The sequence below is a fragment of the Streptomyces sp. NPDC051452 genome, assembly GCF_044454765.1.
GTDB lineage: Bacteria > Actinomycetota > Actinomycetes > Streptomycetales > Streptomycetaceae > Streptomyces.
In genome coordinates, this window is the sequence record NZ_JBITEB010000014.1 from 53372 (window position 1) to 78063 (window position 24692).

The window sequence follows — 24692 nt, forward strand, 5'->3', positions numbered from 1 at the left end:
GCCGGGATGCACGAGGGATCCGTCTCTCTGAGCGGCCGCTGGCGGCTGTGGGACCAGGTCGCGGTGCGCGGCGCGGGGTTCCCGGCGGACGGGGTGCTCCGGCTCGCGCCGGAGGGCCTGGCCGCGGCGGCGGACAAGTTCGGGCCTCGGGACGCGCTGTCCGGCGCGGCCTGGAAGGCCTTCGAGGCAGAGTTCGCGCAGGCCGCCGTGCGGGCGGCAGCGAGCGCGCAGGAGATCGCCGCCTCCGGGTTGTTCCGGGCGGCGGTCGCCTGGCAGAACCGCGGGGTGCTCGACTCGGCGATCCGGCCGTTCCTCAACTGGTCGCCGGCGACGGCGGGCCGTACCTTCAAGCAGCGCCAGCGCGAGGAGCTGGTCGCGCACTACTGGCAGCGGTTCTGTGTCAAGAACGACACCATCGGCTTCTTCGGACCGGTCGGCTGGGGCGTCTTCGACACCGCCCGGCCCGGCGTGGCCGTCGAGCCGGGCACCGGACTGACCGCGTCCTCGGAGGTCTTCTTCTCCAGCTGGTCGGTCGACGCGGTGGCCCGGGAGATCGAGGCCGACCCGGCGGTGCGCCCCTGGACGGCGCCCCGCCGGGTGCCGTTCGTACGGCTGGAGGAGAACGCCGTACGGGCCCCCGCCAGGCCGCCGCACCCGGTGCCGCCTCAGACGCTCCGGCTGCTGCGCCTGTGCGACGGCACCCGCTCCGTCCGGGCCCTCCAGGACGAGATCGGCCCGGACACGGACGTGCCCGCCCTGCTCGGCGAACTGGTCCGGCTACGCTGGATCACCTGGCGGCTGGACGTTCCCGCCGACATCCGCCCCGACCGCCGGCTGCGCGCCTGCCTGGAGCGGATCGGCGAGCCGGCGCTGCGCGCGGCCGCCGTCGCCCGGATGGACGAACTGGAACGCGCGGTCGAGGGCGTCCGGGCTGCGGCCGAGGACCCCGAGCGACTGGTCGCGGCTCTCACCCACGTGGAGCAGACGTTCCAACGAGTGACCGAGGCGTCCGCCAAGCGCGAGAAGAGCACCACCACGGCGCCCGGCCGGGCCGTGGTCTACTCGGACAGCCGCCGCTCCGCCCGGGTGACGCTGGGCAGCCATGTGCTGGCCGCGCTCGCGCCGCTCGACCTGCTGATGTCCGCGGCCGCCTGGCTCTGCTCAGCCCTGGCCGCCCGCGTGACGGAGCGCGTCACCGAGGTGTACGAGCGGCTGCGCGCCGACGCCGGGCCCGGACGGCCGGTGGACCTCGCCGCCTTCTGGTTCGCCTGTATGCCGGTCCTGCACGGGGCCGCGGTCGCCGACGCCGCCGCCCTGCAGGCGGAGTTCGAGCGCCGCTGGCAGCGCATCCTCCCGGCCTCGGAGGGGGTGCGCCGGGTCACGGTCGCCGGCATGGACATCGCCGGCCGGGTGGCGGAGGCCTTCGGGCCGGTCACCGCACCGGGCTGGGCCGCGGCGCGGTACATCAGCCCGGACGTGATGATCGGCGCGGAGGACGCCGCCGCAGTCGGGCGCGGCGAGTTCCACCTCACCCTCGGCGAACTCCACCTGGCCGCCAACACGCTCGGCAACGAACTGTTCGTCAACCAGCACCCCGACCCCCGCGAGCTGTTCGACCGGACCGACCGGGACCATCCGGCGCCACGGCTCATGCCGCTGCTGCCCAAGGAACACAAGTCCCGGCTCTCCGCCCGGATCCGGCACGCGCTGGTACGGCCGCGGGACTACCAGGTCGCCCTCCTCGACAATACGGCGGACCCGCACCGCGAGCGCACCGTGCCGAGCGCGGACGCCGTGGTGGAGCAGCGCGACGGCCGACTCTGTGTGGTGCTGCCCGACGGCACGGTGTTCCCGGCCGTGGAGGTCTTCGCCCATGTGCTGACCACGCTGGTGACGGACCGGTTCCGGCTCCTGCCGGAAGCCGACCGCTCCCCCCGGGTCACCATCGACCGGATGACCGTGGCGCGGGAGAGCTGGCGGTTCGCCGGCTCCGCGCTGGCCTTCGCCGACGACAAGAGCGAGGCCAGGCGGTTCGTCCGAGCCCGGCAGTGGCGGGACACCCACGAACTGCCCCGCTTCGTCTTCGTGGTCTCCCCCGCCGAACCACGGCCCTTCTTCGTCGACTTCGACAGCCCCGTCTACGTCAACATCCTCGCCAAAGCCGCCCGCCGCCTCGCCCGCAAGGACCCCGACGCCCAGCTCACCGTCACCGAGATGCTCCCCACCCCCGAACAGACCTGGCTCACCGACGACCAGGGCCGGCACTACACCTCCGAACTACGCCTCGTCGCCGTCACCGGCTGAACCGTCCGACCGGAACCGCGCTGCCGAGCCGCGGGTCCACCCCGCACCGCCGAACCGGGCCGGGCTCCACACCAGGAGCCCGGCCCGGTCGCACGTGTGGCAGTCCGGCAGTTGACACCGGATGGAGCCGCGCGCGGTGCCGAGCGAGGGTGGGCTGAAGCCGCGCGCGCGGTGCCGAGCCGCGAAACCCGGCACCCGACGCCAAGACGGGCAGAACCCTGCATGCGACGCCGGTGCACCCGTCGTCCACGGCGGTCCGGTGGGCGGGACGGCCAGACCGGGTGGCGGGGCGGCCGGCCCGGGTGGGGGGCGGCCGGGCCGGGTGGGGGGGGCGGCCGGGCCGGGTGGCGGGGCGGCCGGCCCGGGTGGGGGGACGGCCGAAGTCACGTGCCGGGCCGGGCGACGCGGTGGCCGGGGCACCGGCCTGGATGCCGATGCCGACAAGCCGGTCGGGACCTGCCCACCCGGCCCGCCCCGGCGTGAGCGGCAACGGCACGGGGTTGTTCGCACGGACGCAGGCCGGTCGTCACCGCCGGTCCGGTGCGCGGCGTGGTCCTGCCCTCCGGCGCCGACCGCGATCCGGTCCGTGACGCACCGGGAGGGCGGGGGCGCCCAGCGCGCCCCCGCCCTCCCGGCCGTCCCGCCCGGCCGCGTCAGCCCGCACCCTCCGTGCCCCCGCCGCCGAGGATGGCGGTGACGGCCTCGGCGAGCCGGCCGAGGTGCGGCGGCTTCAGCACGCCGAAGTGGTCACCGGGGATCCGGTGCAGTGTCACGTCCCCGGTGAGCTCGCGCCACCGGGCGATGTAGTCGGGGAACGTCTGCCCGGAGGCCACCTCGTGCTTGCCGTCGGCCAGTTCGTCGCTGGCGATCAGGTGCAGCCGGCCCGGGTACGGGCGGTGCCGGTAGGTCAGGCACATCTCCATGACCTCACGCCACATCTTCGCGGAGGGCAGCCAGACCTCGCCGGCGCCGTGTTCCGGCAGCGTGATCCCGACCTCCGGATCGACGTCGTCCACCAGGTGTTCGAGCAGTGACAGGGCCTCCGCCCGCAGCGCCGAGGTGTCCTGCCCGGACGGCGCGGCGGCCAGCTCGGTCAGCTTCGCCACACAGCTCTCGATCAGCCAGTACTCCCGCCACAGCTCGATCCGCTCGTGGTTGTCCAGGCCAGGATCGAGCAGGATGAAGGTGACCTCCTCGCCCTCGGCCGTGAGCCGGTGCGCCAGCTCGCTCGCGATGCCGCTGCCGCCGCACCAGCCGAACAACCGGTACGGCCCGTGCGGTGCCTCGGCCCGCAACTCGGCCAGGTAGCGCTCCGCCATCTGTTCCGTCGAGGGGACGGGGCCGTGCTCGGCCTGCAGGCCGGGCCAGCCGAAGGCCGCGACCGGCTGGTCGGGGTCGAGGTACGGGACCAGCGGGCGGTACCAGTGGGCGCTGCCGCCCCCTGGGTGCACGCAGAACAGCGGCGGCCTGGTGCCCTCGCGCCGCAGCCACACCAGTGACCGGGCCGCCGGCGTGCCGGCCTCGGCGGCCGCGGCGAGCCCCGCCACGGTGGGGCGCTCCAGGAACGACCGGACGGTCAGCTCGATGCCGTGCCGTTCGCGCAGCAGGGCGATGATCCGCAGGATCGCCAGCGAGTGCCCGCCGAGGACGTGGAAGTCGTCGTCGGCACCGACCCGCTGCACACCGAGCACCTCGCTCCACACCTCGGCCACGGCCCGCTCGGCGGGTGTGCGGGGGGCGGTGTGGGCCGCTGTCGGGGCGGGCCCGGCGGGCTCGGGCAGCGCGGCCCGGTCGATCTTCCCGTTGGCGGTGAGCGGGAGTGCGGCCAGCTCCACCCAGGCGCCGGGCACCAGGTAGTCGGGCACCCGCCGCCGCAACTGCTCGCGCAGCGCGGCGACGTCCAGCGGACCGTGCCCGGGTTCGAGGACGACATAGCCGGCCAGCCTCTTGTGGCCGTCCGGTCCCGGATGCACCGCGGCCGCCGCCGCCCGGACGGACGGGAGGCCGCCGAGCGCGGCCTCCACCTCGGCGAGTTCGACCCGGTGGCCGCGGATCTTCACCTGGCCGTCGCGCCGGCCGATGAAGGACAGCGTGCCGTCGGCGTCGCGACGGGCGATGTCCCCGGTGCGGTACATGCGCGCCCCGGGGACGCTCCCGGAGGGGTCCGGCACGAAGCGGTCCGCGGTCAGATCGGGGCGGCCCAGGTAGCCGCGGGCGAGTCCGGGGCCGCCGACCAGGAGTTCGCCGGGCACCCCGACCGGCACCGGGTCGAGGTCCTCGTCGACCACCAGCACCCGGGTGTCGGTGATCGGTGTGCCGATCGGCACTCCTCGGTCGGCGTCGGCCTCGGTCACTCCGCGCAGCGCGGTGCTGAAGGTGGTGCACTCCGTGGGGCCGTAGCCGTTGGTCAGCGCCACTTCGTGGGCCAGGGCGGTGCGTACGTGCGAGGGCGAGAGCGTGTCGCCGCCGGCGAGCACCTGCCGTACCTCGGCCAGCAGCTCCGGGCGGGTCTCCACCATGTGCTGGAACAGGCCGGCGGTGAGCCACAGCAGCGTCACGCCGTGCCGGCGGACCACCTCGGCCAGTTCGTCGGCCGTGGTCGCCCCGGGCGGGCAGACGGCGAGCCGGGCGCCGTTGGCCAGCGCTCCCCACACCTCCAGCGTGGACGCGTCGAAGGCGAGCGGCGCGTGCAGGAGGAGCACCTGGTCCGGGTCGAGGTCGGCGTAGTTCGGGTCGTGCACCAGCCGGACGATGCCCCGGTGCGTGACCTGCACGCCTTTGGGCCGGCCGGTGGAGCCCGAGGTGTAGGTGACGTACGCCAGGTTGTCGGGGACCGTGCCCGCGTCGACGGGGGTTTCGGGCAGCCCGTCGAGGACGGCCCACCCGGCGTCCAGGGGGACGCTGCCGAGGCCGGCGAACCCGGCCAGGCGGGCGGTGTCCTGCGGGCGGCACAGGACCACCCTGGCACGGACGTCGTCCAGAACGTAGCCGATGCGGGCGTCCGGGTAGCCGGGGTCGAGCGGTACGTAGTACCCGCCGGCCTTGAGGACGGCGAGCATGGCGACCACCGCCTCGATGCCGCGGTCCAGGCAGAGCGCGACCGGTTGCTCCGGGCCGATGCCGAGCCCGCGCAGCAGGTGGGCCAGCTGGTTGGAACGGGCCTCGAGTTCCCGGTAGGTGAGCCGGCGCCGGCCGTCCTCCAGCGCGGTCGCGTCGGGGCGGCCGCGGGCGGCGATCAGTTCGGGCACGCAGACCTCGGGCAGTGGCCGGCTGCCGGTCGGCGTCCCGTCGGTCTGCTCCAGGCCGGGAGCGTGGAAGCCGCGCGGGTCCGCGTCGGCGTCGTCGGCCATCGCGGTGAGGACGCCGAGGAAGGCGTCGCCGATGGCCGCCAGCCGCTCTTGGCCGGCCCAGCCGGGCCGGCAGGTCATCCGCAGCTCGCCGGGGAAGGTCCACACGTCGAGGGTGAACTCGTTCGGGCTGTGGTCGTCGACCGTGCCGATGTCCGCGCGCTGCTCGTCGAGCACGTGGAAGTCCAGGTACGCGAAGACCACCTCGACGAGCGGTTCGCCGCCGCCCCATTCGCGCTGCATCGCGGGCAGCGGATAGCGCCGGTGCGGCCACAGCGCCAGTTCCTCGGCGAACACCGACCGCACCAGCTCGCGCCAGCTCCGCGCCCGCAGGTCGACGGCGAACGGGACCGTGTTGAGGTACATACCGCGCACCCGGTCGCCGCCCGGCAGTTCGGGCCGGCCGTTGGTGACGGCGCCGGCGAAGAACCGGTGCTGGCCGCTGATCAGGCCGAGCACCTTCAGGTGGGCGGTGTACAGGACGCTCTTGAGCGACGTCTGGGTGTCGGCGGCGAGCCGGCGCAGCCGGGGCTCCAGGTGCGCCCAGGGCAGCCGCACCTCGGGGGCCGGCGAGTCCGCCTCGGCGAGGGCGCTGTCGGTGGGCAGCCGGAGCCGGTCGTGGCCGGTGATGCGCTCCCGCCAGAACTCCCGGTCCGCCGACGAAGCCAGGGCTCGCTTCTCCAGCTTGACGAAGTCGGCGTAGCGGACCCGTGGCGGGGCCGCGGGCGGGGTGGCGGCGCCCCGGGACAGTTCGCGGTAGAGGGTTCGCAGCTCGCCGATGACCGAGTGGTGGCTCCAGCCGTCCAGGATGGCGTGGCACTCGACGTGGGTCAGCAGCCACTCCCGGTCGCCGATCAGGTGGGCGTGGTACCGCAGCAGCGGGGCGCGGCCGATGTCGAACGGGGTGCGCTGGGCCCGGTCGCGGAAGTCCCGCACCCGCGCCCGCTGTTCCTCGGCCGGCAGACCACGCAGGTCGGTGACGCCGGTCGTCACCTCCAGGCCGTCGGCGGGGTGCACGAGCTGGAGCGGTTCGGAGTACCCGGTGAGGTCGAAGGAGGTGCGGAGAATCTCGTGCCGCTCGATCAGCAGGCGGACCGCGCCGGTGAACGCCTCGGCGGAGAATGGGCCGTCGTCCAGGATCTGGAAGGTGCTGACGTTGAGGTAGGTGTTGCGCTCGGGGTCGGCGAGCATCTCGTAGACCATGCCCACCTGAACCTGGCCCATGGGGTAGGCGTCGGCCAGTCCCTGCGGGAGCCGGTCCCGGTCGCCCGGGGCGAGCAGCTCGAACCGGCCGGTCAGGGTGGTCTCCTGGGGGCCGGCCGCCGGCCGGGCGGCCGCCACCGGGGCCAGTTCGGCGACGGTCTGCCGGGCGAAGACGTCCTGCACGGTGAGGTCGAGCCCCTGGTCGCGCAGGGCTCCGACGGCCCGGATGGCGCGCATGGAGTCTCCGCCGAGCTGGAAGAAGCCGTCGTGCACCCCGACCTCGTCGACGCCCAGGGCCGTGGCGAAGGCGTCCGCGAGGGTCCGCTCGATCGCCGTGCTCGGGGCGGTGAACGCGCCGACGAGCCCGGAGCGCGTCCGATCGGGTGCGGGCAGCGCCGTGCGGTCGGTCTTGCCGCTGGGCGTCAGGGGCAGGGTCTCCAGCAGGGTCCAGTGCACGGGCCGCATGTGTTCCGGCAGCCGCCCGCGCAGGTGCTCGCGGACCGCCTCGACGTCGGCCGAGGGCGGCACCAGGTATCCCACGAGTTGCTCGTCGTGCACGGCGACGGCCGCGGCCGCGACGCCGGGCACCTCGGCCAGCACCGCCTCGATCTCGCCGAGTTCGACCCGCTGGCCGCGGATCTTCACCTGGTGGTCGAGCCGGCCCAGGTACTCGATGGCGCCGTCCGCGCGGTACCGGGCCAGGTCGCCGGTGCGGTACAGCCGGCCGCCGGGCTCGGTGGCGAAGGGGTCGGGCACGAAGCGGTCGGCGGTGAGCGCCGGACGGTTCAGGTAGCCGCGGGCCAGCTGGACGCCGCCGAGCAGGAGTTCGCCCGGCACGCCGATCGGCACCGGCCGCAGGGCGTCGTCCAGGATGTAGGTGCGGGTGTTGGCGATCGGGCGGCCGATGGTGACGGGGAGGCCCGGCTCGCACCGGGTCGCGGTGACGTCCACGGCGGCCTCGGTCGGGCCGTACAGGTTGTGCAGCTCGCAGCCGATCCGCTCGTGCACGGCGGTGACCAGGTCGGCGGGGAGCGCCTCGCCGCTGCACACCATACGCAGCAGCGAGGGCAGGGCCGGCAGCGGCCCGGCGAGGAAGGCCCGCAGCATCGACGGTACGAAGTGCACGGTGGTGATCGCCTCGGTGTCGATCAGCCCGGCCAGGTAGGCCGGGTCGCGGTGGCCGCCGGGGCGGGCGAGCACCAGGGTGGCGCCGGTGATCAGCGGCCAGAAGAACTCCCACACCGAGACGTCGAAACTGTAGGGCGTCTTCTGCAGCACCCGGTCGTCGGCGCCGAGACCGTAGGCCTCCTGCATCCAGTGCAGCCGGTTGACGATGGCCCGGTGCTCGACCAGCACGCCCTTGGGGCGGCCGGTTGAGCCCGACGTGTAGATCAGGTACGCCGGGTGCTCGGGGGCCGCCACGACGGCCGGGGGGTGGGCGCGGGCGCGGGGCATGTCCGCGGTGATGTCGACCAGGTGCGGCGCGCGGTCGCGCACCAGGGGGGCGAGTCCGGGGTCGGTGATCACGGCGCGGGCGCCGGAGTCCTCCAGCATGAAGGCGAGCCGGTCGGCCGGGTAGTCCGGGTCGAGCGGCAGGTAGGCGCCGCCGGCCTTGAGCACCGCCAGCAGCGCCACCACGAGGTCGGTGCCCCGGTGCAGGCAGACGCCGACCACGGACTCGGGTCCGACGCCGAGGGTGCGCAGGTGCTGGGCGAGCAGGCCGGCCCGCTCGTTCAGGTCACGGTAGCCGAGGCCGGCGCCCTCGTAGCGCACCGCCTCGGCGTCGGGGGTGCGGGCGGCCTGGGCCTCGAAGAGCTGTGTGAGGGTGCCGGCCGGGTAGGGCCGGCCGGTCGCGTTCCAGTCGACGAGCTGGCGGTCGCGCTCCGCCGCGGGCAGGATCTCCAGTTCGTCCACCGGGGTGCCGGGTGAGGCGACCGCGCTCTCCAGCAAGCGGGCGAACTGTGCCGCGAACCGTTCGGCCGTCGCCGGGTCGAACAGCGCCGAGGCGTAGTTGACGCCGCCGGACAGCGAGCCGTCCGGCTGCTCGGCGAGCCCCACGGTGAGGTCGAACTTGGCGCTGCTCTCGCCGACCGGCAGCCGCTCGGCCGTCAGCGGGCCCATCGGCGCCGGCGCCGGCGAACCGGCCGCGTCCTGCCACAGCAGCATGGAGGAGAACAGCGGCGTACGGGACGGGTCCCGCTCCGGTGCCAGCTCCTCGACCAGCCGCTCGAAGGGCAGCTCCTGGTGGGCGTAGGCGTCGAGGGCGCGTTCGCGGACCTGCCGCACCAGGTCCGCGAACGACGGCGCCCCGGCCAGGTCGACCCGCAGCACCAGCGTGTTGAGGAAGAGGCCGACCACGTCCTCGAGCTGCGCGCGGTCGCGCCCGGTCACCGGGAAGCCGACGGCGACGTCGCGCCGACCGCTCCAGCGGCCCAGCAGGACGGCTTGCGCGGCCAGCAGGGCCATGAAGGGGGTGGCGCCGTGCTCCCGCGCGAGCGCCGTCAGCCGCCGGGCGGTGCCGGCCGGCACGGCGAGCGGCGCCAGGCCGCCCGCCGAGTCGCGTACGGCGGGACGGGGACGGTCGGTGGGCAGTTCCAGGGGCGGCAGCCCGGCCAGCCGCTCGCGCCAGTGGTCCAGCGGGCGGCGCAGCGCCGCACCGGAGAGCCGTTCGCGCTGCCAGAGGGCGAAGTCGGCGTACTGCACATGCGGTTCGGGCGAGCGGGTGGGACGCCCGGCGACCGCGTCCTCGTAGCGTTCCGCGAGTTCGCGGACGAGGACGTCCTCGGACCGCCCGTCGCAGGCGATGTGGTGGACGGTGAGCAGGAGGATGTGCTCCTGCGCTGCCGTCCGGACCAGCACGGCGGAGAACACCGGGCCCTCGGCGAGGTCGACCGGCCGGCGCGCGCCGGTGGCCAGGGCGGCGATCCGGGCGTCCGCGGCCGCCCGGTCGAGTGCGCCGAGGTCCTCCTCGACGAGGGGGACGCTCCCCGGCTCGTCGACGATCTGCACGGGCTCGCCGTCGGCCACCGGATAGCGGGTCCGCAGCACCTCGTGCCGGTGGACGATCCCGTCCAGCGCGGTACGCAGCGCGGCCCGGTCGAGAGGGCCGCGCAGCCTGAGCGCCACGGTCATCAGGTACTCGGTGCCGCCGGGCTGGAGCCGGTCGAGGATCCACAGGCGGCGCTGGGCGAAGGAGAGCGGGAGCGGGCCGCCGCGCGGCGCGCGGGCGATTTCGTCCGCCGGGGCCGGGGCGGCCCGGCCGGCGAGGCGCAGGCGGAGCAGTTCCTGCCTCAGGTGCGCGCGGTCCCTGGTGTCGGTCATCGCAGGCCTTCCTCGGCGAGCAGACCCGCCACTTCTTGGTCGGAGAGTGCGGCGACGTCGGCCTCAACGGCCTCGGACACCGCCTGGGAGAGCCGGGCCACGGTGGTGGCCTCGAACAGCAGGCGCAGGGGCAGCTCGACGGCGAACGTCTCGCGGAGCCGGGCCAGCACCCGGGTGGCGAGCAGCGAGTGCCCGCCCAGGGCGAAGAAGTCGTCGTGGGCGCCGATCCGCTCCTGGCCGAGGACCTCGGACCAGATCGCGGCGACGGCCTCCTCGGCGGGGTCGCGCGGGGCGAGGTGCTCGCGGGCGCCGCCGGTCAGGGCGGCCGAGGCGTCCGGCAGGGCCTTGCGGTCGATCTTCTTGCTGGCCGTCAGCGGGAACGCGTCGAGCGGCACCCACACGGAGGGGATCATGTACTCGGGTAGGAGCGCGCCCAGGTGCGCGCGCAACTCGGCCACGTCGGGCATCGGGCTGCCGGGACGCGCCACCAGATAGGCGGCCAGCCGGCGTTCACCGGGAGCCGTCTGCGGAGCGGTGACCACCGCCTCCTGGAGGGCGGGGTGCCGGGCGAGTGCCGCCTCGATCTCGCCGAGTTCGATGCGCAGGCCGCGGACCTTGACCTGGTGGTCGATCCGGCCGAGGAACTCGATGGTGCCGTCGGGGCGGTGGCGGGTCAGGTCGCCGGTGCGGTAGAGCCGCCCGCCGGGCTCGGTGGCGAAGGGGTCGGGCACGAACCGTTCCGCGGTGAGGTCCGGCCGCCGGTGGTAGCCGCGGGCCAGCCGGACGCCGCCGAGGTACAGCTCGCCGGGGACGCCGACGGGGACGGGCCGCAGGTCAGCGTCCAGGATGTAGGCCCGGGTGCCGGGCACGGGCCGGCCGAGCGGCAGGGCGCGGGCGGCGTCGCCCTCCGCCGGCGCCTCGGGGACGGGATGCAGCAGGCAGGTGACGGTGGCCTCGGTGGGCCCGTAGTTGCACAGGAAGCGGGCGGGCAGGCCGGTTTCGGACCAGCGCCGCGCGTCCAGCCCGGTGACCACGTCGCTGCCGACGTTCATCAGCTTCATCGAGTCCAGCAGGTGCAGGTCGGGCGACTCCAGGACGGCCCGGTAATAGGACGGGGTGATCTCCAGGACGGTGACGCCGTGCTCGGCGAGCCGGGCCGGCAGTTCGTCCGGGGTCCAGAACACCGGGTCGGCGACGACGACGGTGGCGCCGGCCACCAGGGTGGCCGCGGTCTGGTCCATCGCCACGTCGAAGGTGAGGGCGGACAGCAGCGCCACCCGTTCGCCGGGGACGATGCCGTACGCGTCGGCGATCACCCGGCAGTGGTGGGCGTATGCACGGTGCTCGATCATCACGCCCTTGGGGCGGCCGGTCGAGCCGGAGGTGTAGATGACGTAGGCGAGGTTGCGCGGCCGGACCGGGAGGGGCGCCGGGGCCGCGGGGGCCGGGACGGGTTCGTCCCGGGCGTCGGCGTCGGCGTCGGCCAGGACCACGCGGTGGGCTCCGGTCAGGCGGTCGGCGAACGCGCGGGTGGTGACGACGAGTTCCGGGCCGGCATCGGCGAGCATGAGCTCCAGCCGCTCGGCGGGGTGACCGGGGTCGAACGGCACGTAGACGCCGCCGGCCTTCAGTACGCCGAGCAGGACCACCACCGCCTCGACGCCGCGTTCCAGGCAGGAGCCGACGACCGTCTCCGCGGTGACCCCGAGGGAGCGCAGGCGGGCGGCGAACCGGTCGGAGAGCGCGTCGAGTTCGGCGTAGCTGACCTGCCGGTCACCGAAGACCACGGCGATGGCGTCCGGGGCCCGCCGGACCTGCCGGGCGAACAGGTCCGGTACGCACAGCCCGTGTTCGTCCGCCGGGTCGAGCACGGCGGCCCGTGCGGACTCCGGGTCGGCCCAGGTGGTGAGGGCGCGCTGCCGCTCGTCCTCGGTGAGCATGCGGAGGTCACCGATCCGCGCGCCGGGGGCGGCCGTCACACTGCCGATCAGGGTCAGGTAGTGGCCCGCCATCCGTTCGACGGTCTCCCGGTCGAAGAGCGCGGTCGCGTACTCGAACCAGCAGTACATGCGCCCGCCACGCTCCTTGACGGTCACGGTGAGGTCGAACTTGGCGGTCTCCAGTCCGGCCCGGACCGGTTCCACGGCGGCCGCGCCGAGCCGGTCGGGGACGCCTGCCAGGTGCTGGTGCTCGAACATGATCTGGAACAGCGGGTTGCGGGAGAGGTCCCGCTCCGGTTGCAGCGCGTCGACCAGGTGCTCGAACGGCACGTCCTGGTGGGCGAAGGCGTCGAGCACCGTGCGGCGGACCTGCTCCAGCAGTTCACCGAAGGCCGGGTTGCCGCCGAGGTCGCTGCGGATCACCAGGTTGTTGGTGAAGAACCCGACCAGGTCCTCCGTCTCCTGGCGGGTCCGGCCGGCGACCGGGGTCCCCACCGCGAGGTCGTCACGACCCGTCCAGCGCCGCAGCAGCACCTGGAACGCGGCGAGCATCACCATGAACGGGGTCGCGCCGTGCCGGCCGGCCAGTTCGGTGACGGCCCGGGCCACTTCCGGCGCGACCTCGACGACGACGTTGTCGCCGCGGGCGTCGCGGACCGCCGAGCGGACCCGGTCGGTGGGCAGTTCGACGGGCGTGAGTCCTTCCAGGCGGTCGCGCCAGTAGGCGAGCTGGGGGTCCAGCCGGCCGGCCCGCTGCTGCTCGCGCTGCCACACCGCGAAGTCGGCGTAGCGCACCGGCTGCGGGGTGAGCGGTGACGGATCGCCCGCGGTGAAGGCCCGGTAGGAGAGGTCGAGGTCGCGTAGGTAGACGTTGGTCGACCACGCGTCGAAGGCGATGTGGTGCAGGGTCAGCACGAGGAGGTGGTCCTCGGGAGCGGTGCGGATCAGGGTCGCCCGCAGCGGGTGTCCGTGTTCGAGGTCGAACGGCCGGCGGGCCAGCTCGTCCACCAGGGCTCGGGCCCGTGGCTCGGCGTCGGGCGCGCCCGTCAGGTCGGTCAGGGTGAAGTCCACCGTCCCGGCGGGGTCGACGACCTGGACGGGCTCGCCGCCCTCGGAGCGGTACCTGGTCCGCAGGATCTCGTGCCGTCCGGACAACGCGTCCAGCGCGTGGCGCAGCGCGACGGTGTCGAGCGGTCCGGTCAGCCGCAGCGCCAGCGGGACGACGTACTCATGGGTTCCGGGCTCCAGTTGGTCGAGGAACCACATCCGCTGCTGGCCGAACGAGAGCGGCAGCGGGCGGTCCCGGCCCGCGGGCCGGACGGCGTCCGGATCCGTGTCCGGATCCGGCTCACCGGGGCCGGCGCCGGCCTCGGTGAGCCGGGCGGCCAGCGCGGCGACCGTCCTCGCCTGAAACAGCTCGCCGACGGTCAGTTCGGTACCGAAGGCGCGCCGCAGCCGCAGCACGAGCCTGATCGCGAGCAGGGAGTGGCCGCCCAGCAGGAAGAAGTCGTCCTGGGCACCGACCTGTTCGACGCCCAGGATCTCGGCCATCAGCGCGGCGACGGCCTCCTCCGCGGGGGTGCGCGGGGCCTGCCGGTCCTCGGCGGCGGGCCGGCCGGGTTCGGCGACGGCCGACAGCCGGCGGCGGTCGACCTTTCCGTTCGGCGTGAGGGGAAGCTCGTCGAGTTCGACGACGGCGGACGGCAGCATCGCCTCCGGCAGCGTGGCGGCCAGGTGGACTCGCAGCGCCTCCGGATCGATCCGCTGCCCCGCGGCGGGCACCGCGTACGCGGTCAGCCGCGCGTCGCCCGCGTCGGACCGCTGCACGGCCACCACGGCGGCGGCCACCGACGGATGGGCCGACAGCAGGACCTCGATCTCGCCGGGCTCGATCCGCACTCCGCCGATCTTGACCTGGTCGTCGACGCGTCCGACGTACTCCAGCGCGCCGTCCGCGCGGCGCCGCACCAGATCGCCGGTGCGGTACCGGCGGGCGCCGGGCACGGCCGCGTCCGGGTCGGGGACGAACCGGTCCGCGGTGAGGTCGCCCCGGCCTGCGTAGCCGCGGGCGAGTCCGAGGCCGCCGACGTGCAGCTCGCCGGTCACCCCGACGGGCACCTGACGGCCTTCGGGGTCCACCACGTAGGTGCGCACATTGGGCAGCGGCAGGCCGATGGGCACCAGGTCGCCGGGCTCGTCCGGGTCGAAGTGCCAGGCGGTGGCGTCCACGGCGCACTCGGTGGGGCCGTAGGTGTTGACGACCTCGGCGTCGAGGGTGCGGCGCAGCCGGTCGGCCAGGTCGGCGGGCAGCGGCTCGCCCGCCGAGCACAGCAGGCGCAGTGAGGCGCAGTCGGCCAGGGCCGGCTCCTCCAGCAGCAGGCGCAGCATCGAGGGCACGCCCTGCAGCACGGTGACCCGGTGGTCGGCCACGGCACGGACCATCACCGCCGGGTCGCGGTGGGCGTCCTGGGGGCCCGTCACCACCGCGGCCCCGCATACCAGCGGGGAGAGGAACTCCCACAGCGCGGCGTCGAAACCTATGGTGGTCTTCTGCAGCACCCGGTCGCCGGGGCCCAGGCCGTAGCGCTCCACCGACCAGAGCACACGGTTGCGGATCGCGGCTTCGGGTACGACGACACCTTTGGGCCGGCCGGTCGAACCGGAGGTGTACATCACGTACGCGGCCCGCGTGCCGGCCGCGCCCTCCGGTTCGAGGGGCGGAGCCTGCTCGAACTCCGGCGGCCGGACGGCGTCGAGGACGAGGGTGTTCGGGTGGGCCGGCAGCCGCCCGGACAGCGCCTCCTCGGTGACCAGCAGGGTCACTTCGGCGTCGCCGATCAGATGGGCCAGCCGCTCCGCCGGGTGTTCCGCGGCCAGCGGCACGTATATGCCGCCTGCGGTGAGCACGGCGAGAACGGTGGCGACCAGGTCGGTGCCGCGGTGCAGCGCGACGCCCACCGCGCTCTCCGGGCCGACGCCGCGCGAGCGCAGCAGTCCGGCCAGCCGCCGTACCCGGTCGGCGAGGTCGGCGTAGCGGGTCTCCCGCTCGCCGGACACCACGGCCACCGCGTCCGGGGTGGCCAGGGCCTGGGTGAAGAACAGTTCGGCGAGCGACTGCCGCGACCGCTCGGTCTCGGTGCGGTTCCAGCGCTCGAAGGCCGCCAGTTGCTCGGCGGGGACGATCTCCAGCGCGTCTGCGGGGGCGTCCGGGTGCTCGGCGATGCCGGTGAGCAGCCGCAGCAGGCTCGCCGCCATCCGCTCGATCCGCGCGCGGTCGAACAGCGCGGTGGGAAAAATGAGCCGGGCCGCGATCGAGCCGTCCTGGAGTTCGGACAGGTGCAGCGACAGGTCGAAGGCGGAGTGATCGGTGGCCGGCTCGACCTTGGCGACGTCGAGTCCGGGCAGCCGCAGCGGGCGGCGCTCGGCGTTGTGCAGCGCGAAGCCGACCTGGAACACCGGGTTGCGGGAAGGGTCCCGCTCGGGCGCGAGGTCGGCCACCACCCAGCCGAACGGCACGTCCTGGTGCTCGTAGGCGTCCAGGGTGGTTTCCCGGACCCGCGCCAGCAGGTCGAGGAACGAGCCGTGGCCGGACAGGTCGGAGCGCAGCACCACGGTGTTGAGGAACAGGCCGATCAGCGGCTCCAGTTCGACCTCGTCGCGGTCCGAGACGGACACGCCGACCGCCACGTCGGTGCGGCCGGACCAGCGCGCGAGCAGCAGCTGGAACGCGGCCAGGTGCACCATGAACGGGGTCGCGCCCGCGTCCCGGCCGAGCACCTCCAGCCGCCCGGCCAGCTCCCTGGGCACCGTGAAGGCGACGCTGTCCCCGGCCGCGTCCCAGTGCGCCGGACGCCGGCGGTCGGCGGGCAGTTCCAGCGGCTCCAGGCCCGCCAGCCGCTCCCGCCAGTAGCCGCGCCGCTGCTCGGCCCGCGCGGGTGCGGCCGCCCAGGTGTCGCGCTGCCACTGCGCGAAGTCCGCGTACTGCACCGGTACCGGGTCGAGCGGCGAGGGCCGGCCGGCCGCGAACGCGGTGCACAGCTCGTGCAGTTCCCGGGCGAGGACGCCCCAGGACCATCCGTCGAAGGCGATGTGGTGGACCGTCACCAGCAGGGCGGCGTCCTCCTCGGCGAACCGGACCAGGGTCAGCCGCCAGGGGGCCTCGGTGCGCAGGTCGATCGGCGTGCGCAGCTCGGCCGCGTGCAGTTCGCGCACGCGCGCCTCGCGGTCCGCCGGTGCCGTGCCCGTCAGGTCCACCCGGACGAGCCGCACGGGGCCGGGCTCTGCCACGAACTGCGCGCCGGCGCCTTGCGCGGTGCCGTAGCGGGTGCGCAGCACCTCGTGCCGTGCCGAGATCTCGGTGAACGCCGCCTCCAGCACCCGCGTGTCGAGCGGGCCGCGGACGCGGAACGCCTCGCACATCAGGTACTCGGTGGAGGCACCGGAGCGGAGCTGGTCGAGGAACCAGAGCTGTTCCTGGGCGTACGAGAGCGGCAGGCCGCTGTCATCGGCGGACATCGGTCACCTCCGGGTACGTGGCGGACCGCACGGCCGCCGAGCAGGGCTCGGCCATCGCCACGGCGATCCGGCGCGGTCCGGTGAACGGTTCGCGGGCGTGCGCCGCCAGCATGTTGTCCACGAGGAGCACGTCGTCCCGCTGCCAGTCGAAGCGGCGCTGCTCGGCGCGGTAGCAGGACCGCAGGTGTGCGACGACCTCGTCCGGGATCGGCCGCCCGTCGCCGTAGTAGGTGTTGGTCGGCAGCTGCGCGTCGTCGTACATCTCCCGCAGCGCGCCGCACACCTCCTCGGCCAGCGTGGTCACGTGGAAGAAAGTGAGGTGGTTGAACCAGACCGTCTCGCCGGTCACCGGGTGCCGGTGCACCGCCCGGCGGCGCGCACGGGTCCGCAGGCCGTTCGCCGTCCACTCGGTCTCCACGCCGTTGCGGGCGCAGTACGCCTCGACCTGACCGCGGTCGGCCGTGTCGAAGGCCTGTTGCCACGGCACGCCGAAGCCGTCGGAGAAGTTGCGCACCACCATCCAGTCCCGGGCGGCGAACTCCTCCCGGACGGACGGGTCGATCGCCTGGTACACCCGGCGGGTATCGGCGAGCGGGGTTGCGCCCAGGGTGTCCGGCGGCTGCACGCAGTGGAAGAAGAGGTTCAGCGGCCAGTCCGCCTGGTAGGAGTTCTCGTTGTGGAGGAAGATCTCCTCGTCCGGCGGATAGTCGGTCGAGGTGTACACCTGCCCCTTGATGGTGCTCCGCGGCGAGGACCGCTCCGCGTAGGGCAGCGGTGTGCCGGACACCGCCCGGACCGCGGCCTCGAAGCCGTCCACGCCGCCGACGTCGAAGCCGCGCAGCAGCACCGCGCCGTGTTCGAGCAGCCGGCCGCGGACGAGCGGTCGGGCGGCCGACAGGTATGCGGACAGGGGCGTACCGGGGGACTCGGCGGACAGCGTCAGGGGCAGCGCGGAGCTCGCGTCGCGCTCCTGGGCGCGCCCGAGCGGCGCGGTCCGGATGGAGGAGTTCGCAGTCATGCACCTCAGCGTCGCTGCCGGGCCGTCGCCGCTCCGAGAGAACAACCGGCAGTCACGTCGGCAGCGTCGGCGCCACGGTGACTGCGCCTCCTTCTCTGGGGTCGAAGGGGGCTGTTGCGGCAGGCTCTGCGGCGCCGCCACCGGTCACGTGAGGTGCGTGACGCGGCAGTTCATCCAAGGGAGGGCCCGCCGTGGCCGAGGAAGACACCGACGAGCGCACCTACCGCGTCGTCCGCAACGACGAGGAGCAGTACTCCGTCTGGCTCGCCGACCGCGAGCTGCCGCTCGGCTGGCACGCCGAGGGCACCGAGGGCAGCCGGAGCGAGTGCCTGGCCCACATCGGCACCGTCTGGACCGACATGCGACCGCTCAGTCTGCGCCGGCAGATGGAGGGGGCGGCGCGCGGCTAGCTGCTGCCCGGCGGACCAGGTCGAAGGAGAACCTCGGACGCGAACCGCTGGACAGGCCCTGGTGTCCGGCCCGGGCCGGACTTGGAGGGTGACAGATGACAAGCCCCGAGACGAGGGCGCCGGCGGAGCCATGGCCGCCAGACCCTCCGGACACGGCCACCGCCGGCCCGGTGGTGCCGCTGCACCGCAACCGCGACTTCCTGCTGCTGTGGGGCGGCTCGGCGGTCTCCCTGCTCGGGTCGACGGCCACCACGATCGCCTACCCGCTGCTGGTGCTGGCCATCACCGGCTCGCCGTTCGCCGCCGGCCTGGCCGGATTCGTGGCGCTGCTGCCCGCGCTGCTCCTCCCGTTGCCGGCCGGCGCCCTGGTGGACCGCTGGCCGCGTCGGCGGCTGATGATCTGGTGCGACGCGCTGCGCGCGCTCGGCGCGGCGGCCATCGCGGTCGCCGCCGCCCTCGACGTCCTGGGCCTGCCGCTGGTGCTGGCTGTGGGCTTCGTCGAAGGGGCGCTGACGGTGTTCCACGGGCTCGCCGCGCACGCGGCCGTCCCGAACGTGGTACCCAAGAGCCAGCTTTCGCTGGCCCTGTCCCGCAATGAGGCGCGGGGGCGGGCCGCCGTGATGCTCGGGACGCCGCTCGGCGGTGTGCTGTTCGGTCTCGGCCGGGCCGTCCCGTTCCTGGCCGACGCGCTGAGCTATCTGGTCTCGCTGACCGGACTGCTGTTCATCCGCAAGGAGTTCGAGGCCGAGCGGTCGGCCCGCGCCGGCAGCATGGGCGAGCAGGTCCGCGAGGGCCTGGGGTGGCTTTGGCGACAGCCCTTCCTGCGCACCACCACCCTGCTGGTGGCGGGGAGCAACCTGATGTTCCGGGCGCTGTTTCTGGTCACCATCGTGCTGGCCGCCGACGTCGGCGCGTCCTCGGCGGGGGTGGGCCTGACGGTCGGTGTCGCGGGGGGCGGGGGTGTCCTCGGCTCGCTGGCGGCGCCGTGGTTCGCCCGCCGGGTCCCACTGGGCGCCCTGGTGATCGGCGCGAACTGGGCGTGGGCGGTGCTGATGGCCGTGATCGCCTTCAGCCGCGACCCGTTCACGCTCGCCGCCGCCTACGCCGCGATGTGGTTCGTCGGACCGCTGTGGAACGTGGCACTCGGCAGCTACCAACTGGGCATCACCCCGGACCGGTTGCGCGGCCGGGTGCTCGCGGCGATGACCACGCTCTCCAACGGGGCGCTGCCGATCGGCTCGCTGCTCGGCGGTCTGCTGCTCGACTCGGCCGGCGCGCGGACCGCCGCGTTGGCCCTGGCGGGCTGGATGGTGCTGATCGCCGGCGCCGCCTCCCTAGCCCGCTCCGTACGCGTCACGTCCGGCGCGCCGGCGCGGTGACCCTCCGGGCCCCGGCCCGGCCTCGGCTCACGCCCGCACCGAACCAGGCCGGGCGGCGGCCGCCGCACCACCCCTCGATCCAGTGCTGACAGGAGGAACTAGCGTGTTCCGCACGATGCTCGGGCCCCGCCCCGATCCGACGGGGCGAGGCCACCATGCCGGAACCTGACGACGGGCCCGCCGGCGTTCTCGGCACGATCGGCGGCACGCCGCTGGTCGAACTCGCCAAGCTCGCTCCGGGGCGGCACTTCACGACCTACGCCAAACTGGAGGCCTTCAACCCCGGCGGCAGCATGAAGGACCGCTCGGCCCTGGAGATGCTGCGCGGGCTGATCCGGGGCGGCACCCTGGTGCCCGGCCGCTCGGTGGTCGTCGAATCGAGCTCCGGCAACCTGGGCATCGGACTGGCCCAGATCTGCGCCTACTACGGGCTCCGGTTCATCTGCGTGGTGGACCCCCGCACCAACCGGCAGAACATCGCCGTCATGCGGGCCCTCGGTGCAGAGGTCGAGGTGGTGAGCGAGTGCGACCCGGCGACGGGCGAGTACCTGCCCGTCCGGATCCGCCGCATCAACGCGCTGGTCGCTCACATCCCCGGCGCCTACTGGCCCAACCAGTACGCCAACCCGCTCAACCCCCAGGCACACCGGCGGACGATGCGCGAGATCCTGGAAGCGGTGCCGGGCGGGATCGACTACCTGTTCTGCGCGACGGGTTCCTGCGGCACCCTGCGCGGCTGCGCGGAGTACGTGCGCGACCGGCAGCTGCCGGTGACCGTGGTCGCGGTGGACGCCAGAGGGAGCGCCATCTTCGGCGGCGTTCCGGCACCCCGGCTGATACCGGGCCACGGCGCGGCCGTACGGCCGGCGCTCTACCGCGACGGGCTCGCCAACGAGGTCGTCCATGTGACGGACCTCGACTGCGTGGTCGGCTGCCGGCGGCTCGCCACCCGGGAGGGCATCCTCGCGGGCGGCTCCTCCGGGGCCCTGGTGGCGGCGGTCGGCCTGATGGCCGACCGCATCCCGGCGGGCGCGCGCTGCGCGGTCGTCCTGCCCGACCGCGGGGAGCGCTACCTCGACACGATCTACGACGACGAATGGGTCGCCCGCCACTTCGGCGACGTGTCCCACCTGTGGAAGGAGACGAAGTTGGCGATGAAGGGGGCATCATGCTGATCCTTGGAGCCGGAGAGGTCCACCAAGTCCTCGACGACGCCGAGGCCGAGGTCGTCGCAGCAGTGCGCCGCGCGTACCTGCTGCACGACCGGGGCCGTACGGCCCTGCCGCACTCGGTCTTCCTCCGTTTTCCGGACGACCCGCGCAACCGGATCATCGGACTGCCCGCCTACCTCGGCGAGGAGGAGCCGGTGGCGGGCATCAAGTGGATCGCCTCCTTCCCCGGCAACACCGCGCGGGGCCTGGAACGCGCCTCCGCCGCGGTGATCCTCAACTCCATGGCCACCGGGCAGCCGGAGGCCCTGCTGGAGGGCTCGGTGATCTCTGCTCGGCGCACCGCGGCGAGCGCCGCCCTCGCGGCGGCGACGCTGGGCTCGTCCGTCCCGGAGACCGGTGTCTCCCTGATCGGCTGCGGCGTGATCGGCTTCGAGATCCTCGTCTATCTTCGGGCTCTCCTGCCCGACCTCGCCGCGGTCACCGTGTTCGACCTCGACAGCACCCGGGCGGAGTCCTTCGCCGCCCGTTGCCAGGCCCGCTGGCCGGACCTGAAGACCGAGGTCGCCGTCAGCACGGAGGAGGCGCTCGCCGCCCACCGGCTGGTCTGCCTGGCGACCACCGCCGCCGCCCCGCACCTGACCACCGACGCCTGCCGGCCCGGCACCCTGCTCCTGCACGTGTCCCTGCGCGACCTGACACCTGGAAGCATCCTGACCGCCGTCAACGTGGTCGACGACGCGGACCACGTGTGCCGCGAGTCGACCTCCCTGCACCTGGCCGAACAGCTCTGCGGCAACCGGGGCTTCATCACCACCTCGATCGGTGCCGTACTGAACGCGGGAACGCCCTTCCGACGCGCCGAGGACCGCGTCACCGTGTTCTCCCCGTTCGGCCTGGGCACCCTGGACCTCGCCCTCGCCGACCTCGTCCGCCGCCGGGCCGCATCCCTGGGCCTCGGCACCCGGGTACCGGACTTCCTGCCGGCTCCCGCCGAGGCCGCGGTCGGCTGACCGGCGACGGTCGCGGCATCGGCCCCAGCACGGCGACCTCGGCATCCATCCCACCGAGCAGCGGCCCGCTCCGAGGAACCGGATCGAAGAAGCCGGGCTTCTTCCAGACCTATGCGAAACGGCGCCTGACCTGGGTTTTCACCCGTCAGGCGCCCTTCACGTCACCCGCTCTCGACCGGGCCCGGCCTGCGCGCTGACTCCCCATGGCCGGCGCGGCGGGCGTACTCGGCGGGGTCCACTCCGGAAGTAGAGCCCACCGCCGCCCTTCCCGCCCTGCCGCCCTGCCGCTCTGCCGCTCTGCCGCCCTGCCGCCCTGCCGCCCTGCTCGGGGGAAGGAGGGGGTCTGCCGCTTGGCCCCTGTGGTGTCGGTGGAATCACATTCGGGTGGTGTCACATCTGATGCCGCTGCGTTGTCCTCATTACGGAAGCGAGAGAAGGGATCGTGAGGATGAAGGCCGTCATCGTGTGCGCCTCTGTGTCGCACGGCAATACGCGTCGCGTCGCCGACAGCATGGCCCGGATACTGGGTGCGAAGGTCGTCTCCCCCGAGGAGGCCGACCTGGCGGAGCTGGCTGGCGCCGACCTCGTGGGATTCGGCTCGGGCGTCTTCTACAGCAGGCTCCACCCCCGCCTGACCAACTTCGTCAAGGCACTTCCCTCCGGGGGTGGGCAGGCGTTCGTGTTCGCCACCAGCGGGCTCCCCGAGATACCGCTGGCGCCTTTCACCCGCCCCGTGGTCCAGTCCCTCGAAGGCAAAGGCTTTGAGGTGAAGGGGAGCTTCTCGTGCCGGGCGTTCGACACCTGGACGCCCTTCAAGCTCGTCGGCGGTATCAACAAGGAGCGGCCGAACGCCTGGGACCTGGCCGCCGCGCGGGTGTTCGCTGAACGGCTGCGGGACGGGCGAGGGCCGGTGTCCTGACGCATGTCGCTCCGGGGGCCTCTACCCCGCTCCCGCTCTCGGGGTAGCTCCTCCACCACCGCGGCAACGAGTTCCCTCGGTACCAGTGCAGTGTCCGGGTCCCGTCCGGCGACGAAAGCCATCCGCGGCATGGCGCGCGCCACTGCCTCCGCCTCACACAAGGTGCGTGGCGTGCTGGCCGAGCTGAGCTGCGTTGACCGTGTTCCCCCGGAGACAGGACCGCCGGCGGCCGAGCGACTGCGCGACCCCGCCGACGTTCTCCTCCCCTCCGTCGCACCGAGGCAGGCAGTGCCTTTGTCGGCCCGGCTGTCCGGCGCCGACAGGGTACGCGCGGACACTGCGGCAGCGGTGTCAATGCTGGTCAGAGAGGCAGTCGGGGCCCTGCCGCCCGGCGAAGACGGTTGGCGATCGCGAGCCCCAGCCCCTCTTCCGTTGGCAACGAGGCAACGATGAGGTCGCAGCCCTGCTGGTCGAGTTCGCGTAGGAACCGGTACAGGTCGCGCGCGTAGGCAGCCATCGAAGTGGGAACCGTCACCACGGCATGCGCCCTCACAGGAGTGTCGGCGAAGGAGGCAGGCAGAAAGACGCCCACCTGGTGTCCTTGCTCCTGCGCGAGTTCCGCTTCGGCGAGGACCTTCTCCGGCTGGACGAGCACGACCCGCGCCCGCGGGGCGTAGTGCGACGGATGCTGCCCCGGCACCCGAACGCGGCTGGTCGTGGGAACGGCGAGCGGGCACCCCAGCACTGCTTCGAGGTCCTCACGCGTCACCCCGCCGGGCCGAAGGATGCTCGGGATGTCGCCCGTGGCGTCGACGATGGTCGACTCGACACCCACCTCGCAGGGGCCGCCGTCCAAAACGAAGTCGACCGCCTCCCCGAGCTCGACCCGGACATCGTCCGCTGTCGTGGGGCTGACTTGTCCGAAGCGGTTGGCGGACGGCGCCGTGACACCGCCGCCGAAGGCAGACAGCAGCGCAAGTGCGACGGGGTGGCCGGGCACGCGCACGGCCACCGTCTGAAGGCCTCCGGTCGCTTCCAGGGGCACGCGGGCACTGCGCGGCAGGACCAGCGTGAGGGGCCCGGGCCAGAAGCGTTCGGCCAGCAGGCGTGCCGCCTCGGGCACGTCCTGGACCCAGTCGTCCAGCTGCTCGGCACCGCCAATGTGGACGATCAGCGGATGCGAGGGCGGACGCCCCTTGACCTGGAAGATGCGCGAGACGGCGGCGGGCTCCTCGGCGTTGGCCCCCAGTCCGTAGACGGTCTCGGTCGGGAGGGCCACCAGGCCGCCGGCGCGCAGCACACCGGCCGCTTCCTCGATCTCACTCGGTGTTGCCGTCACCCTCACCATCCTAGGAGCACGCAGGAGGGCCGATGACCATGAGCGGTGCCGTTACAGCAGGAGAGGATCGGTGGCTGCGTAGCTGGCGGCGGTCAGGCCGGTGGGCGGCGCCTCCGGGCGCAGGAGATCGGTGACCACGGTGGCAACGGTGCGGTGCCAGAGGCCGGAGCGGTGGATCATGGCGTGGTCCCCTTTGCCGATGAGGATCACCCCGGCACGGGCCCCGGCCGTTCGGGCCCGCTGGACGTAGTCGGCGGAGGCGCGGGGGCTGGTCACCCTGTCCCGCTCGCCGTGCATGACGACGGCGCGTTTTCCGCTCAGCTGCCCGGCTGGTTCCCCTGGCGGAAGCCATGGCGCGAGAGCGAGGACGCCGTGTACCTGCGGGTGAGAAGCTGCCCGCAGGGCTGCCCTGCCTCCCATGGAGTGGCCGATGAGGATGGTCGGCACCGCTCCTGCGATCTGGTGCAGTTCGCTGAGGGCGCGGTAGGTGTCGTGCAGGGGATCGTTGTGGTTCCAGCCGCGGTGGCGGTAGCGCACGTGGGCCAGAACGATGTCGTCCAGGGGCATGGCGGATGCCGCCGCGCGGAGGACGGGGCGCATTCTCAGTGCCGCCAAGTGCCAGGGCTGCGATGTCTGGTAACTGTCCGTCCGTCCCCCGTGCAGGCTGACGATCGCCGCCCGCGGCTGCCGCGGGCAGTGCCGCAGCCGCAGCGCCGACGTCGCCGACTTTCCTTCGTGTTCTTGCACGGTCGACACGATCCCTTCCTTCCCGGTGTCACTGTGCAGTGACATCCCGCGCAAGGAATCCGCAGCCG

At 73.8% G+C, this 24692-nt stretch carries 11 protein-coding genes; 6 read left to right on the top strand and 5 right to left on the bottom strand.

Annotated elements, in window-relative coordinates; all coding sequences use genetic code 11:
* The first annotated feature begins 6 nt into the window (after positions 1 to 6).
* Entirely contained in the window at positions 7 to 2304 is a 2298-nt protein-coding gene (locus tag ACIBA9_RS27815) for a lantibiotic dehydratase (RefSeq protein ID WP_399367149.1), read from the top strand.
* Positions 2305 to 2957: 653 nt separating this feature from the next.
* Here the strand turns inward: ACIBA9_RS27815 and ACIBA9_RS27820 are convergent.
* From ACIBA9_RS27820 to ACIBA9_RS27830, 3 genes are read right to left on the bottom strand one after another with little or no spacing between them, the layout of a single operon-like run.
* Entirely contained in the window at positions 2958 to 10175 is a 7218-nt protein-coding gene (locus ACIBA9_RS27820; protein ID WP_399367151.1) for an amino acid adenylation domain-containing protein, read from the bottom strand.
* Entirely contained in the window at positions 10172 to 16630 is a 6459-nt protein-coding gene (locus tag ACIBA9_RS27825) for an amino acid adenylation domain-containing protein (protein ID WP_399367153.1), read from the bottom strand. Before ACIBA9_RS27825 ends, ACIBA9_RS27820 begins: the two co-directional genes overlap by 4 nt.
* Positions 16617 to 17648 (bottom strand): TauD/TfdA family dioxygenase, encoded by a 1032-nt coding sequence (locus ACIBA9_RS27830; RefSeq protein WP_399367155.1) that lies wholly within the window; start codon positions 17646 to 17648, stop codon positions 16617 to 16619. Before ACIBA9_RS27830 ends, ACIBA9_RS27825 begins: the two co-directional genes overlap by 14 nt.
* Positions 17649 to 17839: 191 nt before the next feature.
* Between ACIBA9_RS27830 and ACIBA9_RS27835 the strand changes: the two genes are divergently transcribed.
* The 5 genes from ACIBA9_RS27835 (at position 17840) to ACIBA9_RS27855 (ending at position 22538) form a co-directional block, all read left to right on the top strand.
* Entirely contained in the window at positions 17840 to 18058 is a 219-nt protein-coding gene (locus tag ACIBA9_RS27835; RefSeq protein ID WP_181809641.1) for an MbtH family NRPS accessory protein, read from the top strand.
* Positions 18059 to 18153: 95 nt separating this feature from the next.
* Positions 18154 to 19437, top strand: a complete 1284-nt coding sequence (locus tag ACIBA9_RS27840; RefSeq protein ID WP_399367157.1) for an MFS transporter — start codon at positions 18154 to 18156, stop codon at positions 19435 to 19437.
* A gap of 155 nt (positions 19438 to 19592) precedes the next feature.
* Positions 19593 to 20612 carry a 2,3-diaminopropionate biosynthesis protein SbnA gene (gene sbnA, locus ACIBA9_RS27845; RefSeq protein ID WP_399367159.1) on the top strand — a complete coding sequence of 340 codons (1020 nt, stop codon included), beginning with the start codon at positions 19593 to 19595 and terminating at the stop codon, positions 20610 to 20612.
* Positions 20606 to 21619: a 2,3-diaminopropionate biosynthesis protein SbnB gene (gene sbnB / locus ACIBA9_RS27850; protein ID WP_399367161.1), complete on the top strand. Its 1014-nt coding sequence runs from the start codon at positions 20606 to 20608 to the stop codon at positions 21617 to 21619. Before sbnA ends, sbnB begins: the two co-directional genes overlap by 7 nt.
* Positions 21620 to 22067: 448 nt before the next feature.
* Positions 22068 to 22538 (top strand): flavodoxin family protein, encoded by a 471-nt coding sequence (locus ACIBA9_RS27855; protein WP_399367163.1) that lies wholly within the window; start codon positions 22068 to 22070, stop codon positions 22536 to 22538.
* A 361-nt stretch (positions 22539 to 22899) separates the two neighbouring features.
* Here the strand turns inward: ACIBA9_RS27855 and ACIBA9_RS27860 are convergent, their stop codons facing one another.
* Both ACIBA9_RS27860 and ACIBA9_RS27865 read right to left on the bottom strand, forming a co-directional pair.
* Positions 22900 to 23886, bottom strand: a complete 987-nt coding sequence (locus ACIBA9_RS27860) for an L-threonylcarbamoyladenylate synthase (RefSeq protein WP_399367165.1) — start codon at positions 23884 to 23886, stop codon at positions 22900 to 22902.
* Between the two features lie 42 nt (positions 23887 to 23928).
* Positions 23929 to 24633, bottom strand: a complete 705-nt coding sequence (locus ACIBA9_RS27865) for an alpha/beta fold hydrolase (protein WP_399367167.1) — start codon at positions 24631 to 24633, stop codon at positions 23929 to 23931.
* Positions 24634 to 24692 lie beyond the last annotated feature (59 nt).

What these genes read in the sequence shown, in the direction of transcription:
- ACIBA9_RS27830 (WP_399367155.1), bottom strand. Translation starts at nt 17,648, where the DNA reads ATGACTGCGAACTCCTCCATCCGGACCGCGCCGCTCGGGCGCGCCCAG.
- ACIBA9_RS27860 (WP_399367165.1), bottom strand. Translation starts at nt 23,886, where the DNA reads ATGGTGAGGGTGACGGCAACACCGAGTGAGATCGAGGAAGCGGCCGGT.
- ACIBA9_RS27820 (WP_399367151.1), bottom strand. Translation starts at nt 10,175, where the DNA reads ATGACCGACACCAGGGACCGCGCGCACCTGAGGCAGGAACTGCTCCGC.
- ACIBA9_RS27825 (WP_399367153.1), bottom strand. Translation starts at nt 16,630, where the DNA reads ATGTCCGCCGATGACAGCGGCCTGCCGCTCTCGTACGCCCAGGAACAG.
- sbnA (WP_399367159.1), top strand. Translation starts at nt 19,593, where the DNA reads ATGCCGGAACCTGACGACGGGCCCGCCGGCGTTCTCGGCACGATCGGC.
- ACIBA9_RS27840 (WP_399367157.1), top strand. Translation starts at nt 18,154, where the DNA reads ATGACAAGCCCCGAGACGAGGGCGCCGGCGGAGCCATGGCCGCCAGAC.
- ACIBA9_RS27815 (WP_399367149.1), top strand. Translation starts at nt 7, where the DNA reads ATGCACGAGGGATCCGTCTCTCTGAGCGGCCGCTGGCGGCTGTGGGAC.
- sbnB (WP_399367161.1), top strand. Translation starts at nt 20,606, where the DNA reads ATGCTGATCCTTGGAGCCGGAGAGGTCCACCAAGTCCTCGACGACGCC.
- ACIBA9_RS27855 (WP_399367163.1), top strand. Translation starts at nt 22,068, where the DNA reads ATGAAGGCCGTCATCGTGTGCGCCTCTGTGTCGCACGGCAATACGCGT.